The sequence below is a fragment of the Novosphingobium sp. BL-S-19 genome, from assembly GCF_055521675.1.
The window spans coordinates 2,765,589-2,787,800 of the sequence record NZ_CM145498.1 but is presented as its reverse complement, the minus strand read 5'-3'; the positions used below and the strand labels follow the sequence as shown (position 1 = coordinate 2,787,800).

The 22,212-nt window shown below is 64.5% G+C and carries 21 protein-coding genes and 1 pseudogene; 8 read left to right on the top strand and 14 right to left on the bottom strand.

From position 1 onward, the window contains the following. The first annotated feature begins 6 nt into the window (after window positions 1-6). Window positions 7-681, top strand: coding sequence for a hypothetical protein (locus ACZ1JV_RS21345; protein WP_465150419.1), 675 nt, complete (start codon window positions 7-9; stop codon window positions 679-681). Between the two features lie 55 nt (window positions 682-736). Here ACZ1JV_RS21345 and ACZ1JV_RS21340 read toward each other — a convergent pair whose 3' ends face one another. From ACZ1JV_RS21340 to ACZ1JV_RS21310, 7 genes are all read right to left on the bottom strand, one after another. Next, window positions 737-1,213, bottom strand: coding sequence for a DUF4440 domain-containing protein (locus ACZ1JV_RS21340; protein ID WP_465150418.1), 477 nt, complete (start codon window positions 1,211-1,213; stop codon window positions 737-739). A gap of 156 nt (window positions 1,214-1,369) precedes the next feature. Further along, window positions 1,370-2,137: a lysophospholipid acyltransferase family protein gene (locus ACZ1JV_RS21335; protein ID WP_465150417.1), complete on the bottom strand. Its 768-nt coding sequence runs from the start codon at window positions 2,135-2,137 to the stop codon at window positions 1,370-1,372. Continuing rightward, window positions 2,134-2,571, bottom strand: coding sequence for a Fur family transcriptional regulator (locus ACZ1JV_RS21330; protein WP_465135743.1), 438 nt, complete (start codon window positions 2,569-2,571; stop codon window positions 2,134-2,136). The genes ACZ1JV_RS21335 and ACZ1JV_RS21330 overlap by 4 nt, the downstream gene beginning before the upstream one ends. 133 nt (window positions 2,572-2,704) lie before the next feature. Beyond that, the gene (locus ACZ1JV_RS21325; protein WP_465135742.1) at window positions 2,705-3,151 is read right to left on the bottom strand and encodes a Ros/MucR family transcriptional regulator; all 447 of its coding nucleotides are present in this window, start codon (window positions 3,149-3,151) and stop codon (window positions 2,705-2,707) included. A 178-nt stretch (window positions 3,152-3,329) separates the two neighbouring features. Then, on the bottom strand, window positions 3,330-3,812 hold the full coding sequence (locus ACZ1JV_RS21320; RefSeq protein WP_465152621.1) for a GNAT family N-acetyltransferase: 483 nt from the start codon (window positions 3,810-3,812) through the stop codon (window positions 3,330-3,332). Between the two features lie 14 nt (window positions 3,813-3,826). Beyond that, window positions 3,827-4,492, bottom strand: coding sequence for a tRNA (adenosine(37)-N6)-threonylcarbamoyltransferase complex dimerization subunit type 1 TsaB (gene tsaB / locus ACZ1JV_RS21315; protein WP_465150416.1), 666 nt, complete (start codon window positions 4,490-4,492; stop codon window positions 3,827-3,829). Between the two features lie 13 nt (window positions 4,493-4,505). Continuing rightward, window positions 4,506-5,084, bottom strand: a complete 579-nt coding sequence (locus tag ACZ1JV_RS21310) for a NifU family protein (protein ID WP_465135740.1) — start codon at window positions 5,082-5,084, stop codon at window positions 4,506-4,508. 153 nt (window positions 5,085-5,237) lie between these two features. Here ACZ1JV_RS21310 and ACZ1JV_RS21305 point away from each other — a divergent pair, with 153 nt between their 5' ends. Next, entirely contained in the window at window positions 5,238-8,285 is a 3,048-nt protein-coding gene (locus tag ACZ1JV_RS21305; RefSeq protein WP_465150415.1) for a M16 family metallopeptidase, read from the top strand. Between the two features lie 464 nt (window positions 8,286-8,749). Here the strand turns inward: ACZ1JV_RS21305 and ACZ1JV_RS21300 are convergent. Continuing rightward, a pseudogene (locus ACZ1JV_RS21300) lies at window positions 8,750-9,567 on the bottom strand (IS5 family transposase). 75 nt (window positions 9,568-9,642) lie between these two features. Between ACZ1JV_RS21300 and ACZ1JV_RS21295 the strand changes: the two are divergent. From ACZ1JV_RS21295 to ACZ1JV_RS21285, 3 genes are all read left to right on the top strand, one after another. Then, entirely contained in the window at window positions 9,643-9,870 is a 228-nt protein-coding gene (locus tag ACZ1JV_RS21295; RefSeq protein ID WP_465148548.1) for a hypothetical protein, read from the top strand. A 391-nt stretch (window positions 9,871-10,261) separates the two neighbouring features. Continuing rightward, complete coding sequence (locus ACZ1JV_RS21290; RefSeq protein ID WP_465150414.1) at window positions 10,262-11,635, top strand: class II 3-deoxy-7-phosphoheptulonate synthase; 1,374 nt, start codon at window positions 10,262-10,264, stop codon at window positions 11,633-11,635. Window positions 11,636-11,892: 257 nt separating this feature from the next. Next, window positions 11,893-12,270, top strand: coding sequence for a hypothetical protein (locus tag ACZ1JV_RS21285; protein WP_465150413.1), 378 nt, complete (start codon window positions 11,893-11,895; stop codon window positions 12,268-12,270). Between the two features lie 23 nt (window positions 12,271-12,293). Here ACZ1JV_RS21285 and ACZ1JV_RS21280 read toward each other — a convergent pair whose 3' ends face one another. Continuing rightward, window positions 12,294-12,452 carry a hypothetical protein gene (locus ACZ1JV_RS21280; protein ID WP_465150412.1) on the bottom strand — a complete coding sequence of 53 codons (159 nt, stop codon included), beginning with the start codon at window positions 12,450-12,452 and terminating at the stop codon, window positions 12,294-12,296. 99 nt (window positions 12,453-12,551) lie between these two features. Here ACZ1JV_RS21280 and ACZ1JV_RS21275 point away from each other — a divergent pair, with 99 nt between their 5' ends. After that, a complete protein-coding gene (locus ACZ1JV_RS21275) occupies window positions 12,552-14,486 on the top strand; it encodes a CocE/NonD family hydrolase (RefSeq protein ID WP_465150411.1) in 1,935 nt (644 codons plus the stop codon). A gap of 104 nt (window positions 14,487-14,590) precedes the next feature. On the opposite strand, the gene ACZ1JV_RS21270 is transcribed toward ACZ1JV_RS21275, so the two are convergent. The 5 genes from ACZ1JV_RS21270 to ACZ1JV_RS21250 all read right to left on the bottom strand — a co-directional run bounded on the left by ACZ1JV_RS21270 (window position 14,591) and on the right by ACZ1JV_RS21250 (window position 20,265). Continuing rightward, entirely contained in the window at window positions 14,591-15,898 is a 1,308-nt protein-coding gene (locus ACZ1JV_RS21270; protein ID WP_465150410.1) for a glycoside hydrolase family 1 protein, read from the bottom strand. 26 nt (window positions 15,899-15,924) lie between these two features. Then, window positions 15,925-16,494 (bottom strand): TetR/AcrR family transcriptional regulator, encoded by a 570-nt coding sequence (locus tag ACZ1JV_RS21265; RefSeq protein ID WP_465150409.1) that lies wholly within the window; start codon window positions 16,492-16,494, stop codon window positions 15,925-15,927. Between the two features lie 220 nt (window positions 16,495-16,714). Then, window positions 16,715-18,469 (bottom strand): chloride channel protein, encoded by a 1,755-nt coding sequence (locus ACZ1JV_RS21260; protein ID WP_465150408.1) that lies wholly within the window; start codon window positions 18,467-18,469, stop codon window positions 16,715-16,717. A gap of 203 nt (window positions 18,470-18,672) precedes the next feature. Further along, a complete protein-coding gene (locus ACZ1JV_RS21255) occupies window positions 18,673-19,251 on the bottom strand; it encodes an HD domain-containing protein (RefSeq protein WP_465150407.1) in 579 nt (192 codons plus the stop codon). 219 nt (window positions 19,252-19,470) lie between these two features. Continuing rightward, window positions 19,471-20,265 carry an SDR family oxidoreductase gene (locus ACZ1JV_RS21250; protein ID WP_465150406.1) on the bottom strand — a complete coding sequence of 265 codons (795 nt, stop codon included), beginning with the start codon at window positions 20,263-20,265 and terminating at the stop codon, window positions 19,471-19,473. A 215-nt stretch (window positions 20,266-20,480) separates the two neighbouring features. On the opposite strand from ACZ1JV_RS21250, the gene ACZ1JV_RS21245 reads away from it, so the two are divergent. Continuing rightward, the gene (locus tag ACZ1JV_RS21245; protein ID WP_465150405.1) at window positions 20,481-21,659 is read left to right on the top strand and encodes an FAS1-like dehydratase domain-containing protein; all 1,179 of its coding nucleotides are present in this window, start codon (window positions 20,481-20,483) and stop codon (window positions 21,657-21,659) included. Between the two features lie 14 nt (window positions 21,660-21,673). Continuing rightward, entirely contained in the window at window positions 21,674-22,192 is a 519-nt protein-coding gene (locus ACZ1JV_RS21240) for a nuclear transport factor 2 family protein (protein ID WP_465150404.1), read from the top strand. Window positions 22,193-22,212 lie beyond the last annotated feature (20 nt).

The window sequence follows — 22,212 nt, the reverse complement described above, 5'->3', positions numbered from 1 at the left end:
GTACCGATGAATGCACGCCGCCTGACTGCTACCGTCCTCTGCTCCGCCGCCGCGGTGACCGCGCTGAGCGGTTGTGCAAAGAAGGGCGATATCGTGGTCGATTCGGGTGTCGGCATCACCGCAGTGCGTACCGCGTGCCCGGCCGTGGGCGTTCCGGACTACACTGGCGACATCACGCTGTTCCGCACGCCGAACGACAAGACCTCGACCAATATCGACGTCGTGGCGGCGATCACCAATGTACGTTCGCAGTGCAGCGACCAGAACGGCGCGCAGGCGAACGACAAGGTTACCTCGCAAGTCGGCTTCGACGTGCTGGCCCGCCGCAACGATACGCAGGGCGCCCGCCAGGTGACGCTGCCGGTGTTCGTAACCGTGCTGCAGGGCGGTTCGGCCGTGGTTTCCAAGCGCGTCGGCCAGGTTCAGGTGAGCTTCGCCGCCGGCCAGGACCGTGCGCAGGCACACTTCGCCGGCACCGCTTTCATCGACCGCGCCGCCGCCACGCTGCCGCCCGAGATTCGCGAACGCATCACCCGCCCGCGCAAGGCCGGCGATCAGGACGCAGCCGTCGATCCGCTGTCGCAGCCCGAGGTCAAGAGCGCCGTGGCGCGCGCCAGCTTCGAAGTGCTGGTGGGCTTCCAGCTGGATGAAAGCCAGCTGGCATACAACGCCACGCGTTGAGGTTGGTGGACGGCCTGTACCCCGCGCGGCAGCGTCGTGCGGGGGCGCAAGCCTTTTATTTTACGGGCTTTCCGCGTTCATCGAGTTTCATGTCGCCTCCGCGCAGCCGTTGGATGGCCGTTACTTTGCCATCGGCCACATCATAGGCCACCGCATCATAAGACCAGCAGCAATGCGACGGGATGTTGGTGCCCCAGCTTCCGGCTGAATTGAAATATTCAATGAACAGCAGGCGGCCCGTGGAGGAAAAGCCGGGAGATACCTTGAACGACACGCCATATGCGGCCAGCTTCTTGCCGTATTGGGCGATCCAGTCGGCTTTGCCATGCGCTATTTCCTTGCCGTCTTCGGTAACGACAATGTCATCAGCCAAGAGGGCGGCGTAGCCGTCCACATCTTTGCTTTCGATGGTGCGGACCAGTTGCTCCGCCAAAATGGCTTGCCCCGGCAACGATGGCGGAGGCGGGACCTGAGCTTCTGTCGCCAGAGGCGTGCTTAACATCAGAAGCGAAAAGATTATCCTGCCGAGCACGCCCGCTTCCCACCGCTGATGTCAGCTTTCAGGCTCTCACACAGACTGACCCATGGCAACAAATGGTCGTGACCGGCAGTGGAGGGAGCGGCCGGATTCGGAGGCTGTTCTGCTTGTGAAGTAGGGGCGGGGCCCTCAATTGGCGACCTTGAGCTTTTATTCTGGCATCACCCGCTCGATCGCCTCGCGCGCATGGCGGGCGATGGCCTTGCGATCCGTGCGTTGTTCGGCGGTCAGTGGTGGCAGGAAGTGCAGCGTGAGGTGTAGCGGCTTCCAGCGCGCGAGGATGCGCAGGAAGTTGTCTTGCCCGGGTTCCTCGCCCACCCAGGCCATGTCCGCGACGTTCGGCCCATAGTCCAGCCAGACCGGCTGGATCGCCAGATCGCCGCAGCCGGATTCGACGGCGGAGAGCAGCGAGGATTTGAAGGGCAGCAGGTCGGTGCCGTCGCTGGTGGTGCCTTCAGGGAAAATCGTCAGGCTGCCGGTATCGGCAATCGCGTGACGGACCTGCTCGATCTGCGCGGCGACGCTGCGGCGCTCGTGGCGGGCCACGAAAATCGTGTCGTTCAATTCGCAAAGCCAGCGGAGCGGGCCGAAATCGGCGAGGCCGTCATGCGCGACGAAGGCCGTGCCGGTCGTCCCCGCCAATGCGGGAACGTCCAGCCAGGACACGTGATTGGCCAGCAGCACGCTGTGGCCAACCGGACGGGTGCCGCGCATCGATATGCGCAGGCCGGAAATCGCCGCAACCGCACGCAGGAACAGGCGCGGTGCCGGATTGGCGCGCGTGAAGATGGCGATCAGGTAATAGGCGGCAAGGCTGGCGAGCAGGGTGGCGAGAAGCGCGACCAGCCGGATGGCGACAAGCGGCCAGCCCCAGAACGCGATCGTGCGCCCCGGGGTGGCCGTTGCAGCCTGTGTCACTTGCGGTTTTCGCCGTCCTCGCGTTCGATCTTCACGCCGAACAGTTCCATGCGGTGATCGACGAGGCGGAAGCCGAGGCGTTCGGCCACCTGACGCTGCAGCGCTTCCAGTTCGGGGTCGACGAATTCGATGACGGCGCCGGATTCGACGTCGATCATGTGATCGTGATGCGCTTCGGGCGCGGCTTCGTAGCGGGCGCGGCCGTCGCCGAAATCGTGACGGTCAAGAATGCCGGCTTCTTCGAACAGGCGCACGGTGCGGTAGACCGTGGCGATCGAGATGCCGGGATCGAGTGCGGAGGCGCGCTGGTGCAGCTTCTCCACATCGGGGTGGTCCGTGCTTTCGGACAGGACCTTGGCGATCACCCGACGTTGTTCGGTGATACGCAGGCCGCGTTCGGCGCAGAGGGCTTCGATGTCGATGGGTTGGTGCACGTTTGACCTGTATCAATGAAAAGAGGCGCACCCGCTATTTAGGCTGGTGCGCCCCCAATCACAACCTTTGGGCGGCCGAACGATCCGGCTTTCCGCAATTTGTGCGAAATCGGATGGTTCGGCGCGCCGCCGCTCAGGCGGCGGCGGTCTTGGGCTTGCGGCCGCGGCGCGCGTTGGGCTTGCGGCCCAGGCCGATCTTCTTGGCCAGTTCGCGACGCTTTTCGGCGTAATTCGGGGCAACCATCGGATAGTCGGCGGGCAGGTTCCAGCGCGCGCGGTATTCTTCCGGGGTCATGTTGTAGTGGGTCATCAGATGGCGCTTCAGCATCTTCAGCTTCTTGCCGTCTTCAAGGCACACGATGTAGTCGGGCTTTACCGAAGCGCGCACCGAAACGGCGGGCTCAGGCTTTTCTTCCTCGACCACGGGGGTGCTGCCGAGACCGGCAAGAGCGCCGTAGACATTGGTGATGAGCGAGGGCAGGTCCTCAACACCGACGCTGTTATTGCTGACATGCGCGGCCACGATGTCAGAAGTAAGCGTGATCAGTGTTTCCTTGGCATCAGCCTGGATAGTGTCCATTTTCTAACGACCTCTTATTTTTGCGACCTATTGGAAAGGAATCGCCACAGGGATTCACATTCCGCAGTTCGCAATGAACCAATCCTGTGGAGAAAACAAGACGTTTCCCTAATGGTTCGTAATTGTTTTAATTGTCGGGCGTTAATCCAGCGTGAATACTGCCGGTTCGGTTGAAATGTCAGTGCAAGTCGGTCGCAATTTCGCCGCAAATGTCGCAAGCGAAGGTGATTGCATCGATCCGCTCGCCATTGGGCATGCGGTAGTAATCCTTACGCTCGCCAATGGGATAGAAACCAAAACCGCAATAAAGGAATTCTGCGGGATTGCCTTTTCTCATTTCCAGAAGCAGCCTGCGGGCGCCGCGTGTTCCCGCATCTTCGCGAAGCGCATCCAGCAGTGCGCGGCCAAGTCCAATTCGGCGATATTCGGGCTTAACGCCAAGAAGAAGCAGTTCTTCTTCTTCGTAACCGGTGCGGGAAAGAGAAAATCCGGCCGCTTCTTCGTCTTCGGTGACGGGCAGGCCTTGCGCGGAGATCAGGCGGTAATGGCAATTGCCGATGGCCAACGCGTCATCCACCTGGCGGCGGTTCCAGGCTTCGCCCCATGCCGGATCGAAAGCGGCGGCCATCACATCCATGATGCGGTCCAGATCGTCGAACATGCGGGCGCCGGTCATTATCGAACTCCGGGGGCGGCCATCGGCTTGGCGTCGGGTGCGCGGCCGTAGAGTGGATGCGCCTCGGCCGTCAGGGCGCCGGCCGGCAGCAGCGGCAGGCAGCGCGCGTCGGGCCAGAGCGGCAGCGCGTCGCCATTGCCGCGCGCGGCGACCAGCGCCTCCGCCTGCGTGCCGGCGATCACCGCTTCGGTGCATTCGGCCACCGCCACATCGGGGCGCAGCGAGGCGAGGGGGCGGATCGTGGCGCCGGCCGCGTCGAAGCTCTGGACGAACCACTCGCCGTGCCCGCCGGTCATCGCCACGGCTACGGGCACGTCGCCGCGATCCTTGCGGGCCATCGCGGCGATCAAGTCCATCGTCGGATAGCCCACCACTTCGGCGCCCCAGGCCAGCGCCAGCGCGCGGGCGGCGGCAAGGCCCACCCGCACGCCGGTGAAGCTGCCGGGCCCCAGCGCCACGGCAATCCGGCCAGCGCGGCCGCGATCGGGCAGGGCGCCGATCATCGGCACCAGCGCTTCGGCATGGCCGCGGCCCAGCATGCGGTAATCGCCCGCGATCAGTTTGCCATCGGCGAACAGCGCGACCGAGCAAGCCTCGGTGGCGCTGTCTATCGCGAGAGTCAGGCCGGGAAGATCCAGCGCACGGCTATCGGCGGGTGCGGTCACGTCAGCGTCGGGATCAGGCGGCGCGGACTTCGGTGACTTCGGGAACGTAGTGCTTCAGCAGGCTTTCGATGCCGTGCTTCAGCGTCGCGGTGGAAGAGGGGCAGCCGGAGCATGCACCCTGCATCGCCAGATAGACAACGCCGTCGCGGAAGCCGCGATAGACGATATCGCCGCCATCGTTGGCAACGGCCGGGCGCACGCGGGTTTCGATCAGGTCCTTGATCTGCTCCACGATGTCCGCATCGGCGGGATCCTCGCCATAGTCCACGTCCTCTTCGGGCGGGACGGAGAAGCCGCTGGCAGTGCCGCCGGCGAACAGCGGGGCCTGCGATACGAAATGATCGAGCAGCACCGAAACCACCTGCGGCTTCAGGTCCGACCATTCCACGCCGGGCGCGGCGGTAACGGACACGAAGTGTTCGCCGAAGAACACGCCGGTCACGTCGCCAAGGTCGAACAGGCCCTGCGCCAGCGGCGAGGCTTCGGCCGCCTCTGGCGAGGTGAATTCGCGCGTGCCCGCGGGCATCACCTGCCGGCCGGGCAGGAACTTGAGCGTAGCGGGATTCGGCGTGGTTTCGGTTTCGATGTACATGGTTCTCGCGATGTAGGAGCAGTGGCCATCGGGTCAAGTGCGGCGATTACCGGAATGAGGCAAATTACGCGCGTGATTTGCAACCGATGGTGCGTTTCCGGTGTTATTTCTATTCACTGGCCCTTAAGCAATCGCGGTCTTATACCAAAAGTGATGACGACTACTTCGCGCGCCGCTCGCTCGCTCGCCGCCCTGCTGCTTCTGGCACCGCTCCCGCAGCCCTTCCTTGCACCGGCACTTGCCGGAACGACGGCCAATGCCGGCAAGGATGCTGCCGCCACGGCGCAGAAGTCGGCCCCGGGCACCAAGCAGCAACAGCCCGGTGCGCCGGCTTCGACGCGCCAGCGCCCGCTGCCGGTGGTGGTGAAGCAGGATGGCGATGATGAGCCGCTGGTGGGTGATGCCGATCCCTGGCTCTATCGCGGCAGCGACATTCCGCATGACAAGGAATGGCATTTCGGCGAACTGTCCAACGGCCTGAAATATGCGGTGCGCCGCAACGGTGTGCCGCCGGGTCAGGTTTCGATCCGCATCCGCGTCGACGCCGGTTCGCTGTACGAAACCGATTCGGAACGCGGCTATGCGCACTTGCTGGAACACATGCTGTTCCGCGAATCGAAATACATTCCCGAAGGCACCGCCATCGCCGCCTTCCAGCGGCTGGGCGCGACCTTCGGCAGTGATACGAATGCAGTGACCTCCACCACGCAGACGGTGTTCAAGCTGGACTTGCCCAACGCCACGCCCACTTCGCTGGACGAGACGTTCAAGCTGATGAGCGGCATGGTCACCGCGCCGGCGCTTTCGGCATCGAACCTGAAGCAGGACCTGCCGATCGTGATGGCCGAAATGCGCGAGCGGGGCGGAGCCTCCAAGCGCGTGCAGCAGGCGATGCAGCAAGTGCTCTACGCCGGCCAGCCGCTGGCCCAGCGGGAGCCGATCGGCACCGTGGAAACGCTGACCTCCGCCACGCCGCAAAGCGTGCGCGCCTTCTATTCGCGCTGGTACCGGCCGGACAACGTGGCCGTGATCGTGGCGGGTGACGCCGATCCGGCGACGCTGGAAAGCTATGTGAAGAAGTGGTTCGCCGACTGGAAGGCCACTGGCAAGCTGGCGACCGCGCCCAGCTTTGGCGATCCCGCCGCGCCGGCCGATGCCGATCCCAAGAACCCGGTGGGCGAGACGCGCGTGCTGGTGGAGCCGGACCTGCCGCCCTCGCTGCTCTATGCCACCTTGCGCCCCTGGCGGCAGGTGACGGACAATATCGCCTATAACCAGGGCCTGATGGTCGATGCCATCGCGCAGGCCGTCATCAATCGTCGCCTGGAAACGCGTGCGCGGGCTGGAGGCAGCTATCTCTCGGCCTCGGTCGACCAGCAGGACGTGTCGCGTTCGGCCGATGCCACCTTCGTCTCGATCACCCCGTTGGGAGACGACTGGAAGGCCGCGCTGCGCGATGTGCGCGCGGTTATCGCCGATGCGCTGACCCATCCGCCGACGCAGGAAGAGATCGACCGCGAAGTGGCGGAGCTGGACGTCAGCTTCCAGGTCCCCGTCGAACAGCGCCGCATCCTGCCGGGATCGAAGCTGGCCGACGACATGGTCAACGCGCTGGACATTCGCGAGACGGTGGCCGGGCCGGAAGACGTGCTGAACATCTTCCGCCAGTCCAAGCCGATGTTCACGCCGGCCAAGGTGCTGGAACATACCCAGCAGCTGTTTTCCGGCACCGTTACCCGCGCGCTGTTCACCACGCAGAAGCCGGGCGTCGTCACCGACGATGCCCTGCGCACCGCGTTGATGGAGCCGGTGAAGCCCGACGCCGCCACGCGCACGGCCAGCAACGCGCCGCCGGTCTCGTTCGATACGCTGCCCGCCATCGGCAAGCCGCAGAAGGCGATTTCCGACAAGCCGACCGGCCTGCTGGATATCGAGCAGCTGGACTTCGCCAATGGCGTGAAGGTCCTGCTCTGGCCGGTGCAGGAAGAGCCTGGCCGCGTGACTGTTAAGGTGCGCTTCGGCGGCGGTACCCGCTCGTTCTCGCCCAAGGATGCGCCGTACCTTGGGCTGGCGGACTATGCGCTGGTCGGCTCCGGCCTTGCCACGCTGGGTCAGGAAGACCTCGACCGGATTTCCACCGGTCGCAAGATGGGCTTTGACTTCAACACGCAGGACGCCTCTTTCGTCTTCACGGCGGAAACGCGCCCGCAGGATCTGGCGGACCAGCTCTACCTCTTCGCGGCCAAGCTGGACCTGCCGCGCTGGGATCCCAGCCCGTTCACCCGCGCCAAGGCGGCGGCGAAGATCCAGTACGATACTTATTCCACCTCTCCGCAGGGCGTGCTGAACCGCGATCTGACGTTCTATCAGCGCGGGCAGGACCCTCGCTTCGCCACGCCGACGCCGGCGCAACTGGCCGGCACCACGGCCAAGGGCTTCAAGGCGGCGTGGAGCAAGGCGTTGGCCAGCGGGCCGGTGGAAGTGCAGATCTACGGCGATTTCGACAAGGTGGCCGCCATCGGCGCGCTGGAGAAGACCTTCGGCGCGCTGAAACCGCGCAGCCCGGCGCCGATCGTACCGGCTGCCGAGGTAAAGGTGCCCGCGCCGTCCGACGTGCCGATCGTGCTGCATCACCACGGCGATCCCGATCAGGCGGCAGCGGTGATTTCGTGGCCCACCGGCGGCGGCGCCATGGGCATCAGCGAATCGCGCAAGCTGGAAGTGCTGACCCAGCTCTTCACCAACCGCCTGCTCGACGCCGTGCGTGAGAAGCTGGGCGTGGCCTATTCGCCCTACGTCTATTCGCAGTGGCCGGTGGACATGAACACCGGCGGTTCGATCACCGCGATGGCGCAGATCGATCCCAAGTCCGCCACGGTGTTCTTCCAGACCGCCGACGAGATTGCCGAAAACCTGATCGCCAACCCGCCCAGCGCCGAGGAACTGGCCCTGGTGACCGAACCCATGCGCCAGCAGGTAACCCGCGCGGCATCGAGCACGGCCTTCTTCATGAGCCAGCTTGAAGGCGCGACCTACGACCCCTCCCGCATCGGCACGGTGCGCACGATCCTCAACGACTACACGCAAGTCACCCCGCAGCAGATGCAGCAGCTGGCCGCGCGCTATCTGGGCAAGGACAAGTCCTGGCGGCTTGAGGTGATGCCGGAAGGCAAAAGCTCCGGCACGGTAGCCAAGCGCTGATTGAAACGGGAGGCTTCGGCCTCCCGTTTTGTTTGGGCCCCGTTTTATTTGGGTGATGTACCGGGGCCATGGCGTTTCAGCCGATGAGCGTGTTGGGGTAACATGGATTTCGCTAGAATTTTTCTCGCGCTCGTTGGACTGTTCGTGGCTATCTGGTCCGCCAATCAGTTGGTCAGGGCCTATCGGACCGGTGAAATTACAATTCTTAGCAATATGAAGCTGGAATGCGGTGCAGACGATCCGAGGTTCTTTTTTTGGTTGTTCGTAATCCTTGATGCCATTTACATGGTGCTTGGCATTTTATGCGTAGCATCATCGATCGGATTGCTGGGCGCATAAACCGCGCGATGATGCATTAGAATCCGGCGCAGTAGCTAGGCGTTGAACGCGCAAAGGGGCGCGGCTTCTATCGCCTCCCCAGCCTTCAGGCAGCACCGCAATGAGGTTTGCGAGTACTCTCGCAACTAGGCGGCGTGGACAAATTTGAGCCAGTATCTGGCGGTAGCGATATGAACCATGCCGAGGAAGCTGTTGGCAAGCTGGTCGTAGCGGGTGGCGATGGCGCGATTGATCTTGAGGTGGCCGAACATGCGCTCAATGCGGTTGCGCTGCACGTAGAGCGCCCGGTCATGTTCGATTTTCACGCGGCGGTTTGACCGGCCAGGAATGACGGCCTCGATTTTCCGCTTGGCGAGATCGGCACGGATGGAATCGGCGTCGTAGCCCTTGTCGGCGAGCAGGGCGTCGGGCGTGCGCTCGGGCAAAGCTATGAGCGCATCATACGCCTTGCAGTCTGCCGCTTCCCCGACCGTCAGGTGGAAGGCAAGCGGTCGCCCGAGGGCATCAGCCAGGCAGTGAAGCTTACTGGTGAACCCGCCCCGCGAGCGGCCAAGAGCGCGTCGATGAGTCCCCCTTTTCCGCCCGCTGCCGAGACGTGGGCGCGGACTGTTGTGCTGTCGATGCTGTAGTGGCCGCTGTCCGCCATAATCTCGGCCAGCGTCACCGCCACGATTTCCCAAACCCCGGCTTCGCTCCAGCGCCGGAACCGGCGATAGATCGTGTTCCAACTGCCGTATTTGGGCGGCACGTCGCGCCACGGAGCACCGCAGCGAAGCCGCCAAAGAATACCGTTGATGATCGATCGGTTCTGCTCGGGCGGCCTGCCTCTGCCACGGTTCTCGGACTCGATCGGCAGCAAGTCCTTTAGGATGCGCCATTCCGCCTCGGTAAGATCGCCCCTGCTCAAGCCTGCCTCCAAAAAGCAGCCTTGAATCAACTTCATCGCCTTACGTCAATCGCTGCGCGCCTTTCCAGCGGTTCGATTGCGAAAGCCGCTGCTTTCCGAGATAAGGTGCCTATGATAGCCACGCCAATAGACGAAGCTGTGCCCAAGGCATCGACATTGAAGCTGGCGGTCATGGGCTTTCTGACGCTCTGGTGCCCCTATATCTTTGTCTGGTTCATCCAAAAACCGGAATACCCATCGACGTTCCGCAGGGCCTTCACGGCATGGGCGATCTTTTGGTGCGGGTGCGCAGTGCTGTTCTTCGTCGTGCAATTTGCGACGGGCGATCAACCCAGATAAACGCCGAGCCTCGCACCCTTAATTTGTCAACGCCGCCTAGGCCCCGTCATCCCCGCGAAGGCGGGGATCCCGCTTGTTCTTGCGGCGGGGAGAAAAGGAAGCGGGGCCCCCGCCTTCGCGGGGGCGACGAACCGGGATTTGGTGCGCGGATTGAGGACGCGCAGGCGGATTAGTCGTGAACGAAAGCATCCAGTCCTGCAGCCTCCTTGGCAACAATCTTACCCATCGCCCCGATGCTAGGGCGCAATCGATCACGCTGATCGCCTAAACCGGCTTTGCAAAAATTGCTTGGAGCGGCTATGGCGCGCCCCTTGTTTGCGGTTCTTGCCGGTTTGGCCCCATGCATTTGGCGCGGGGAGTGAGGGCGAAGGAACCGCCAGGAGTACGTAACGTGGCTAGCAATTGGACCCCGGAAAGCTGGAAGGCTAAGGAAGCCCGCCATCTTCCGGTATATGGCGATGCGGAGAAGCTGGGCGAGGTTGAGGCCACGCTTGCAAAGTTTCCGCCGCTGGTCTTTGCGGGCGAGGCGCGTGCTCTGAAGGCGGATCTGGCCGAAGTCGCTGCCGGTCGCGGTTTCCTGCTTCAGGGTGGGGACTGCGCGGAAAGCTTCGCCGAATTCAGCGCAGACAATATCCGCGATTCCTTCCGTGTGCTGCTCCAGATGGCCGTAGTGCTGACGTTCGCCAGCAAGCAGCCGGTGGTGAAGCTGGGCCGCATGGCGGGCCAGTTCGCAAAGCCGCGCTCGGCCCCGACCGAGATGGTGAATGGCGTCGAGATGCCCAGCTACTTCGGCGACATCATCAACGGCATCGAAGGCAACGCCGAAGCGCGTCGCAACGATCCGGAGCGTATGCTGCGCGCCTACACGCAGTCCTCGGCCACGCTGAACCTGCTGCGCGCCTTCGCGCATGGCGGCTATGCGAACCTGCGCCAGGTCCACCAGTGGACGATGGAGCACATCAACCGCAGCCCCTGGGGTGAGAAGTTCTCCCAGATGGCCGACCGCATCGGTGAGGCGCTGGACTTCATGGCGGCTTGCGGCGTGGACCCGACCTCGGTTCCGCAGCTTCAGGGTACCGACTTCTACACCAGCCACGAAGCGCTGCTGCTGCCTTACGAGGAAGCCCTGACCCGCCGCGATTCGCTGACGGGCGACTGGTACGACTGTTCGGCCCACATGCTGTGGATCGGCGACCGCACCCGCTTCGAAGGATCGGCTCACGTCGAGTACCTGCGCGGCGTCGGCAACCCGATCGGCATGAAGTGCGGACCCAGCCTTGAGCCCGACGCGCTGCTGCGCATGCTCGATACGCTGAACCCGGGCCGCGAACCCGGCCGCATGACCCTCATCAGCCGCTACGGCTATGACAAGGTCGAGGCGGGCCTGCCCAAGCTGGTGCGCGCGGTGAAGGCGGAGGGGCATCCGGTGGTGTGGTCGTGCGACCCGATGCACGGCAACGTCATCAAGACCGACACCGGCTTCAAGACCCGCCCCTACGAGCGCATCCTTGCCGAAGTGCGCGGCTTCTTCGCCGTTCACCGGGCCGAGGGCACGCACGCGGGCGGCATCCATATCGAGATGACCGGCCAGGATGTGACCGAATGCACCGGCGGCGCCATCGCCATCACCGACGAGGCGCTGAAGGACCGTTACCACACCCACTGCGACCCGCGCCTCAACGGTGCGCAGTCGATCGAACTCGCTTTCGAACTGGCGGACCTGCTGAACCTGGAAGCGACCGAAAGGCAGAAGCAGGCGGCCTGATCCGCCGGTATTGGAGCGGTTTTCGACCCGACTGCATCGGATCGAAAACCGCTCTAAGTTTTTGGGTTGGCGCATTTCCCGAGACATCAGGTGATTCCACCTAACTGGAAAATGCTCCAAGCGGGCAGGGGAGAAGGCTCTCCTGCCCGTTTGTGCTTGCGGCCATGCTGCGAACTTGTCGGCCCGGCAATGTCGTCGTAGATTTTCCGAAAGCCGGGCGGGCCGATCGCCTGGGTGTGGATGGGAAGGCTGGGGCGATGAAAGCTTATACGCGGCGCATTCTTGGACTTGCGGGCTTTACCGCTTTGGCGCTGGGGGCCGGTTTCACGCTGGCAGCGGGCTCCGCTCTGGCGCAGGAGAGCCAGCCTGCGCCCAGCGCTCCCCCCACGTCGCCCATCGTCGTGCAAGGCGACAAGGCCCAATCCGCAGGGGCCCAATCCGCAGCGGCCCAACCGGCCGCGCCGCAGTCCGCGATCGATAAGGCCGATCCGGTGGTGTGCGAGAAGATTCAAGAAATCGGATCGCGCCTGAAAGTGAAGAAAGTCTGCCTCACCAAAAGCCAGTGGGACGCGCAGAAGCGTGAGGACCGCATGAATATCGAACGCTCGCAAGTGACGCGCGGCGTCGGCAACTGACGGATAACCTGCGAACGAGGTTCTCAGATTGCCTCGGCCCCGGTAAATTCCTCGATCAATCGCTTTAAGCGGCCGGCAATCTCCGCCGTCGCGGGATTGTAGACCATCATGGTGAGATCGGGCCGCCCCTCCAGCGTGGAATAGTCTGTCAGCACGGCGGCCGCCGCCACGTTCCAGGCCATAACGTCCAGGTGGCGGTGCGGATGATCGCCGGGCAGTTTTCCGGTCCAGGTCCGCTTCCCGCTTGACCGTATGAAATGCACGGGCCACCAATCGCGGCCATGACAAAAAAACTTCGGGCTCGCACCCACCGTATCGCCATCAGCGTCGCCGCCGCGCCGCTCGCTCTCGCCGCTGCCTCGCAGCTTTCCGCGCAGGATACTGCTGCACACACCGACACGATGGCGAACGAGCAGGTCGCCGCCTATGACTGGGTGCGCCCGCAGGCGGACTACATCCGCCGCGTGGTGATGATCCCGATGCGCGACGGCAAGAAGCTCTACACCGTGATCGTCATGCGCAAGGGCACGCACGACGGGCCGATCCTGCTCAGCCGCACCCCCTACAATGCGGACAAGTCTACCAGCCGCAACCGCAGCCAGAAGATCGAGGAGATCCTGCCGGTCGCCGATGCGGACTTCGTGAACGACGGCTATATCCGTGTCTATCAGGACGTGCGCGGGCTGGACGGGTCCGAAGGCGATTACGTGATGAACCGGCCGCTGCGTGGGCCGCTGAACCCCACCAAGGTCGATCACGCCACCGACACGTACGACACCATCGACTGGCTGGTGAAGAACGTGAAGGAAAGCAACGGCAAGGTGGGCATCACCGGATCGTCCTACCTCGGCTTCACCTCGCTGATGGCGCTGGTCGATCCGCACCCGGCGCTCAAGGCTTCGGTGCCGCAGAGCCCGATGGTCGACGGCTGGATGGGCGACGACTGGTTCCACAACGGCGCCTTCCGCATGTTCGGCTTCGATTACGACCTTGGCCAGACGGTCAAGAAGGGCGGCGGCGCGGTGCCGAAGGGCACGGGCGACGAATATCAGGCCTATCTCGATGCCGGATCGGCGATGGAATACGCCAAGGCCTATGGGCTGCTGCAACTGCCGGTGGTGCGCAAGGTGCTGGAACATCCCAGCTATGACGCATGGTGGCAGGGTCAGGCGGTGGACAAGCTGCTGGCCGCGCGCAAGCTGACGGTGCCGACGATGCTGGTCGTGGGCCAGTGGGACCAGGAAGACAGCTATGGCGCCCCGGCGGTCTACAAGGCGCTGGAGCAGCAGGACGCGAACAACGACATGGTTTCGCTGGCGATCGGCCCGTGGCGCCACTCGCAGGTGAATTACGAGGCGCGCGAGCTTGGCCCGCTGAAGTGGGAAGGCGATACCGGCGCCCAGTTCCGCCGCAATTACATGAAGCCGTTCCTCGACTGCCATCTGAAGACTAACGCACCCAAATGCGATACGCCGCCGGTGCTGACCTATGCCACCGGCGCCGTGGGCGCGAAGGGCGGCTGGGAGGTTTCGCAGAAGTGGCCGGCGGGGAACTACACGCCGCTTTACCTTGCCGGCAATTACGGCCTCACGTGGTCGAAGCCCGCTGGCGGCAGCGACAGCTACGTGTCCGATCCGGCCAAGCCGGTGCCGATGCTGCCGCGCCCGGTGCATATGCAGGGTGAGGAGTGGAAGACCTGGCTCGTCCACGACCAGCGTTTCGTCGATGGCCGTCCGGACGTGCTCAGCTACACCACCGGCGTGCTCGACAAGCCGGTGCACATCATGGGCGCACCCAAGGTGGAACTGCACGCCAGCACCACCGGGCAGGACAGCGACTATGTGGTGAAGCTGATCGACGTCTATCCGCAGGAGAACTCGGCCAATCCGGAAATGGCAGGCTATCAGCTGGGGATCGGCATCGAGATCTTCCGTGGCCGCTATGTGAACGGCTTCGACAAGCCGCAGCCGCTGGAGCCGGGCAAGGGCTACACCTTCCAGTGGTCGCTGCCGAACGTCGATCACGTGTTCCTGCCGGGCCACAAGATCATGGTGCAGGTGCAGTCCAGCCTGTTCCCGCTCTACGACCGCAACCCGCAGTCGTGGGTGCCTTCGATCATGGAGGCCAAGGCCAGCGACTATGTGAAGGCGACCGAGACGGTGACTTATGGTGGCGATGCCGCCAGCGCCGTGTGGCTGCCGATCGCCAAGGACTGAAGCCTCTCCCGCGTGGGGAGGTGATGTGAAGTGCTGACGGGGGAGCGGGGCTCCCTCGTCAGCGTGTTCTGTCAGATTTCCTATACTTCGCTACGCCCGCCGGATTACACCGCGTTGCGCTTGGCAATCGCGCCCAGCACCGCGGCGCTCGGCTTGGGTGTGCGGGCAAATGTCGCGCGGTCGACAGAGCACAGGCCGTACTTGTGCTTGAAGCCGAACACCCATTCGAAGTTGTCCGCCAATGTCCAGTGGACATAGCCCAGCACCGGCACGCCATCGGCGATTACCTGCTGCAGCCCGGCGAGCGCTTCGGGAATGAACTTCGCGCGCACCGCGTCGTCCTCGATGCCGATGCCGTGTTCGGTTACCATCACCGGGCGCCCGGTCGCCTCATGGGCATAGCGCACCGCACCGGCCAGCGAGGCGGGGTAGATTTCCGTGCCCATCTGATTGCGCGGCGCGTCGGCGGGCGGCTGGACCTGACCGTCGGCATTCCAGATCGCCCGCGCATAGTTCTGCACGCCGATGAAGTCGTCCTGCTTGGCGAGGTCCAGCCAGGCACCGTAGAACTGCTTGCGGATCGCGTCGCGCTGCGAATTCGCACCCACGGCCTGATCGTCGCTCATGGTCAGGCTGACGCCCACCGGCAGATCGCCACGCGCGGCCTTGATCGCGGCGCGGCCGGCCTTGTGCGCGGCCAGCATGTTTTCTTCCAGCAGCGGAATGTCGTCATGCTCGGGCAGCATGCCGTTCTTGAAGTTGCTGGCCCCGCAGGCCGCGCCCGCCGCCTGGTTCATCGCTTTCACCATGCCGGCCATCTGAGGCGGCAGGCCCTTGTCGACCAGGTGGATCATGTTCGGCTCGTTCAGCGTGGTGGCATAGCCCATGCCCGCCGCCAGCCGCCGCGCCGCCTTGTCGCAATAGCGGGCGAAGAGGTCCGCCGCGTCCTTCTGGGTCCAGCCGCCCTGCGCGGCGAACCAGCGGGGCACGGTGAAGTGGTTGAACGTCACCATCGGCGTCAGGCTGCGCGCATGGCAGCCATCGATGATCCGCGCATAGTGATCGAGCATGGCGATCGAGAACACGCCGGGGCGCGGCTCGATCCGGGCCCATTCGATCGAGAAGCGATAAGTGTCGAGCCCCATCTGTTTCACCAGATCGAGGTCACGCGGCCAGAGTTCGAAGGAGTTGTTGGCATCGCCCGAAGGCTCCATGAACATCGTCGGCTTCACCTGTTCGACCAGCCAGAGGTCGCTAAGCGTATTGTTGCCCTCTACCTGATGCGCGGCGCTGGCGGTGCCCCAGCGGAAGCCCTTGGGGAAGCCCTTCGGCGCCGCCGCCATGGCCTTGCCCGCCTGTGTGGCCAGCGCGCCGGCCGCCAGTCCGGAGGCCAGTACAGTCCTTCGATCCATTCTTCACTCTCCCTGTTTGCGCCGGTTTACGGGATCAGCCGGTCGGCGGTTTCATTCCATGTCGTCACGAGGTCGAAGCCGCGATCCTCCAGCAGCCACTGCAGTTCCAGCCCGTCCATCGCCGCCAGCACTTGCCGGGCGAGGCACTCGGGCGCGCTGCTTAAGGGCGCGAACAGTTCGGCGAAACGCCGGCGCGCCAGTCGGTCGCGGGTGACGAAATAGGCGTGGGCTGGGTGGTCGGCGGCCAGCGCCTCCACCCGCAGCATGGCGTAGAGGCGCACGAGTTCGGGCCGCTCCGCATTGCGGGCGACGATGGCGGCCAGCACGCGCAGCATTTCCGCACGGTCGCGGGGCGCTGCATCGCTGGGAAACAGGCCGGCGATGGCGTGTTCGTCCTGCGCGTCGCGGTGGTCCAGTACGGCGAGCAGCAGGTCGGTCTTGGAGCCGAAGTGGTGGAGCAGTCCGGCGTCGGTCATCGCGCAGCGCAGCGCCAGATCGCGGATCGAAAAGCCGTGAAAGCCGCGTTCGCCGATCACGGCAATGGCGCTGTCGAGAATCGCGGCGCGGCGATCCTCCCGGTTCATGCGGGTGCGCATGGGCTTCCTCTCGTTACCTAGTGATCGCTAGGTAAGGCGATTGGTGTGGGGCGGGAAGGGTGGGGCTGGAGGCATCGCCGGGGCGAAGAAAGCTGATCCTCCCCGATACGGGGAGGGGGACCGCCCGAAGGGTGGTGGAGGGGGAATGGCGCTGTGCTGCCGAAAGCCCCCTCCGTCAGCGCTGCGCGCTGCCACCTCCCCCGGTGGGGGAGGATCTAGGTCAGCTTTCGCCGAACAGCTCGCGCTGGGACGCCTCGATTTCCTCGAAGTACCGCCGCCTCGCATGGCGCTCGGTCACCACGCCGACGACTTTGGCCACGCCGTCCACCACCGCGAGTTCGTCCGCCACGGCAATGTCGAAAGCCTTGATCATCGCACGAATGTCGGTCGCCGGGGCGAGGGTGGTTTCGGTCAAGGTCGCCAAAGTGCCCACCTCGGTCTCGGGATCGAGATTGGGGTTCCAGGCCGAGGCGGTGGTGACGATCCCGGCATAGCGCTCGTCCACGTCCAGCAGGATGGCCTTGCTGGCGGAGCCCAGCGGCACCCGCGCACGGAATTCGGAGAGGGGCAGGTTGGCCGGCGCCGAAACCCAGTCGGTGCGCATGATCCGCCCGGCCGTAAGGCTGAGCATCCAGCCGATGTCGCGCGGGGACCGGATGATCGAACCGCGAATATGCAGCCGCCAGGTGGAGAACGAATAGCCGAACGTCTCCCGCGTGAAGGCGCTGGAAACGAGCGAGGCGGTCAGCACCACGCCCATCAGCGCGAAGTCGTGCGTGGTCTCCAGGATCAGCAGCGCCAAGGTCATCGGCCCTCCGACGATGGAGACGGCCACGCCCGCCATGCCAACCAGTGCGGACTGCGTGGGGTCCAGCTCGATACCGAACGGCAGCATCTGCACCGCGTCGGCAAAGATCAGCCCGACCAGCGAGCCGAGGAACAGCGAGGCGAAGAACAGACCGCCGCGAAAGCCGAAGCTGAGCGAGATGACGGAAGCCATGATCTTCAATGCCAGCACCATCAGCAGGAACTGGATCGCCGGCTGCATGGCCAGGTTGAGGTGCATGGCCCCGTGCCCGGCGGAGAGCGACTGCGGCGAAAGCCATGCCAGCGGCATCAGCAGCAGCCCGCCGATCAGCGGGCGCCACTTCGCGATGCGGGTGAGTTTCTGGACATGGATCTCGATGAAGGTCACCAGCCGCATCACCAGGATGCCCACCAGCGCGCAGGCAAGGCCAAGGATGGCGTAGATGAAATAGTCCGGCGTGGTCAGCGCGCGGGTGCTGGACGCCGCGATCAGATAGGGCTCCACGCCCAGTTGCCGGGTAATGAAGGCGGCGCCCAAGGCTGCGGCGATGACCGGGGCGATCGCGGCCGGGGTATAGGTGCCGATCACGATCTCGAAGGCGTAGAACGCGCCGGCCAGCGGTGCACCGAACGCTGCCCCTACCGCCGCACCGGCACCTGCGCCCACCAAAGTGCGCATGTCCGCGCGGCGCAGCTTGAACCACTGCCCCAGCACCGAGGCGACCCCGCCGCCCATCTGGGCATAGGCTGCTTCCAGCCCGACCGAGGCGCCGGCGCCGTTGGAAACGATGGTCTGGGCGGAGATGATCAGGTTATCGATGAACGGAATCCGCCCGCTGTGCAGCGCGTTGGCCTCCACAACGTCGATCGGCGCGCGGCGGCGGCGGCGCAGCAGATAGGCGATGCCGATCAGGACGAGGCCACCCAAGGGCAGGGCGAGCAGCCGGATCGGATGGCGGATTTCGCCGATGGCGCTCAGGCGGTTGCCGGTGACGCCGTAGAGCACTTGCTGGATGGCGTGGGCCAGAAAGCCCTGCAGATTGGTCAGCCAGCCCGCGGCGATGCCTGCGCCGACGGCAAGCAAGATGAACGCCAGTTCGCTTTCGCGCATGCGCCGTCGCTGGCGGACGACCAGGGCTTTGAGGGCATTGACGGCGGGACGTCGCATCGCCGCCGATTGGGCCTCACGGTGTGGGAGAGTCAAGGCGGGTGTTGGGAGAAAAGGAGGAATTGCGATGGAAGCTCCTCCCCCACCGGGGGAGGGGGACCGCCCGAAGGGTGGTGGAGGGGGCAGGCGCTGTGCTGCCGAAAGCCCCCTCCGTCAGCGCTACGCGCTGCCACCTCCCCCGGTGGGGGAGGATCTTGGAGAGGTCAGGCCCCAAACCAGCCCTTCGCCTCAGCCACCGCCAGTTCGCGCTCCATGTAATCCCACAATGCCGGCGCGCCCAGGCTGATCTGCGGCTTCAACCGCTTCACCACCCGCGCATGACTGATGCCGTTCTCCCGCCAGCTCTGGCCCTCGTTGCGCAAGTTCAGCAGCGCCGGCATGGCGCGGTCGATGGCGTGGGCGAAGCGGGCCTCGGCGGTCTGTTCTTCCTCGAACTCGATCCACAGGCCGCGCAGGTAATCCGCCTCGGCCTCGGGCAGGATGCCGAAAATCCGGTCGATCGCCGCGCGTTCGGCCTGCTTGCGGTCTGCCAGGCCTTCCTCGAAGAACACCATGACATCGCCGGTCTCGATCTCGCCGATGTCGTGGACCAGCAGCATCGCCATGACGCGACCGATATCCGGCGTGCCCACGGCATAGGGCGCCAGCGCCACCGCAAAGAGCGCGATCTGCCAGCTATGCTCGGCCGAGTTTTCGTAACGGTCCAGCCCGATCGGCTTCACCTTGCGGGTGACGGCCTTGAGCCGGTCCAGTTCCATTACGAAATCGATGACATTCTGCATTGTGTGCGAGCCTCCAGTTGCGGAGCGCTCTGGAATTATGTCCGGCGATTCTCAAGCGAGGGGCGGGGAAATTCTTCTCAACCTCGCTCAAACCAATCGCCAAAACACCCCGTCATCCCCGCGAAGGCGGGGATCCCGCTTGTTCTTCTCCGCGGAGGCAGAAGGAAGCGGGGCCCCCGCCTTCGCGGGGGCGACGATGTGATTGGTAGGGGCCGCCGCTTACTTCGGCGGCATGCGGATGCCGCCATCAAGCCGGATGCACTGGCCGTTGAAGTAGGTGTTGCGCGTCAGTTCCAGCACCAGCGAGGCGAACTCATCCGGATTGCCCAGGCGCTTGGGGAAGGGCACGGCCTTGCCCAGCCCTTCGTAGACCGCCTCGTTCATCTCCTTCACCCGCAGCATCGGCGGCGTGGCGAAAGTGCCGGGCAGGATGGCATTGACGCGAATGCCAAGGTCCATCAGGTCGCGCGCCATCGGCAGCACCATGGCGTTTACCGCGCCCTTGCCGCCGCCATAGGCGACCTGGCCGATCTGCCCGTCCTGCGATGCGGCGGAGGAAGTGAGGATGATGCAGCCACGCTCGCCATCGTCATTGATGGGATCGGAATTGGCCATGCCGAGCGCCGCGATGGAGGCGACGCGGTAGGATGCGGTGAAGATGCCGTCGGCCGACTTGGCGATCTGCTCGGTCGGCGCGCGCTTGTAGGCGCCGGTGGCCTTGTCGAACGAAACGGTCTTGCCGCCACCGGCGACCACCGCGCAGTGTACCACCACGCGTTCCTGCCCATGCGCGGCGCGGGCCTTGGCAAAGCCGGCCTCCACGCTGTCTTCGTCAAGGATGTTCACCTTGCAGAACACGCCGCCGATCTCGGCCGCGAAGGCCTCGCCCGCTTCCTCGCTGATGTCGAACACGGCCACTTTCACGCCGGCATCGGCCAGAGCCTTGGCGCTCGCCCGGCCAAGGCCCGATGCGCCGCCGGTAACGACGGCGGCAAGCGTGGTGTCGATCTTCATCAATGGTCTCCCGGCACGATTCGTATTTGCGCCAAGGGCTAGCGCAACTCGGCAGGCGCCCGCGCGGAGAGATTGCGGGTGGGCGGCAAGTATCGCTCCCACGCGATGGCCGCATCATGCTTGCGCCGATTGCCGATCAGGCTGCACCTTCGGACAGGCGAGCGACGAACGGCAGTGGAAGACCGTCACCCAAACAAGCATGCGGAGAGAGTGAAATGGCCGAAGGGGATGTGGTGCTGGACACCAGCGACGTCGACAAGTGGGTGGGCAAGCCCGTCATCTTCGCGGAGTTCTGGGACCCCTGCAACGCCACCGACATCCGCCGCTGGGCACAGGCGATGGACTATGCCAACCCCTTGCACTGGGACGAGAATTTCGCGCGCGCCAGCAAGTTCGGCGGCATCGTCGCGCCGCAGAGCTTCACCGTGGCGATGGACTATGGCCACGGCTGCCACCCGTCCTGCGTGGGCAAGATTCCCGGCTCTCACCTGATCTTCGCGGGTGAGGAGTGGTGGTTCTATGGCAGTCCCGTCCGCCCCGGAGACAAGCTGACGCAGGAACGCACCTTCGCCGGCTATCGCATTGCCGAAACGGGCTTTGCCGGGCCGACGATGTTCGCCGATGGCGATACCGTGCACCGCAACCAGCACGGCGCCCTCGTTGCCAAGGAGCGGGCGACCTCGATCCGCTACCTCGTGGAGGAAGCGAACAAGCGCAAGGTCTACGACAAGGAAAGCCGCGCGCCGAAGCTCTGGACCAAGGCGGAACTGGACGAAGTGGCCAAGATCCGGCTGGACTGGATCAAGTCCGGCCGCGAGGGGATTTCTCCGCGCTGGAGCGCGGTGAACGTGGGCGATGCGCTGCCGCGCCGGGTGATCGGGCCGCACAGCCGCGTCACGTTCGCGCTGGAATGCCGCGCGCACCGGCAGAACATCTGGGGCACCTGGCGCTGGAATGTGCCCGAGGGCGTCTATGATCCGGCGCAGGAAGACGCCGGCTTCGGCGGCGACATGACTTACGATTTCGAAGCGCGCAAGATCGATCCTCGTCAGGCGGACGGACTGTTCCATGGCCCCAGTTCCGGCCACATCAACCCGGAAAAGGCCGAGAAGGTCGGCATGGGCGGCGCCTATGGCTACGGATCGTCGATGAATGCATGGCACCTCGACACGGTGGCCTACTGGGCCGGGCATGAGGGCTATATCTGGCACTCGAAAACCCAGTTCCGCAGCCCCGCCTTCGAAGGCGACGTGACCTATGTGGACGCCACCGTGGTCGACAAGCAGGAGACCAGCGAGTTCGGCATGCCGGTGGTCACGGTCGAAACCCGGATGACGACGCAGGACGGCGCGACGATCCTGAAGGGCACCGCCACGGTCTCGCTGCCGCTGTAAGGGGGAAGGGCACCATGGCGGACCGTGAGGACATCGTCGAACGGCTCAATCTCTACGGGCTCGCCATGGATACCCGGCGGTGGGATCTGTTCGATCAGATCTTTCTGCCCTTCGCCGCCGTCGATTACGGCCCCGGGTCGTGCTGGAGCGAGTTAGGTGCCTTCAAGGATGCGTTCGGTGCCTTTCACGCATTGTTCGACGCCACCCAGCACATGATGAGCAATCACCTCGTCCGAGTGGAAGGAAACAGCGCCTTTTCGATGACTTACGGGCAATGGCGCCTGATCCGCTATGCGGCAGGCGAGCCGCCCGTCTGGGACGGCAGCGGCTATTACGACGATGAATGGACCCGCACACCGGAAGGCTGGCGTATCGTTCGGCGGACTTGCCGGGTGATCTACTGGACGGGGAACCCGCGCGTCCAGACGCCCAGCGAAGACCTTGAATTCAAACTGGACCTCGCCGCGCTGCACAAGGAGGCGGATGGGGGCAGGGTCAGCGTGCTGTGGAAGGGTAGCTCCTTCATCCTCTAACATATTAGGATGACCGCTAT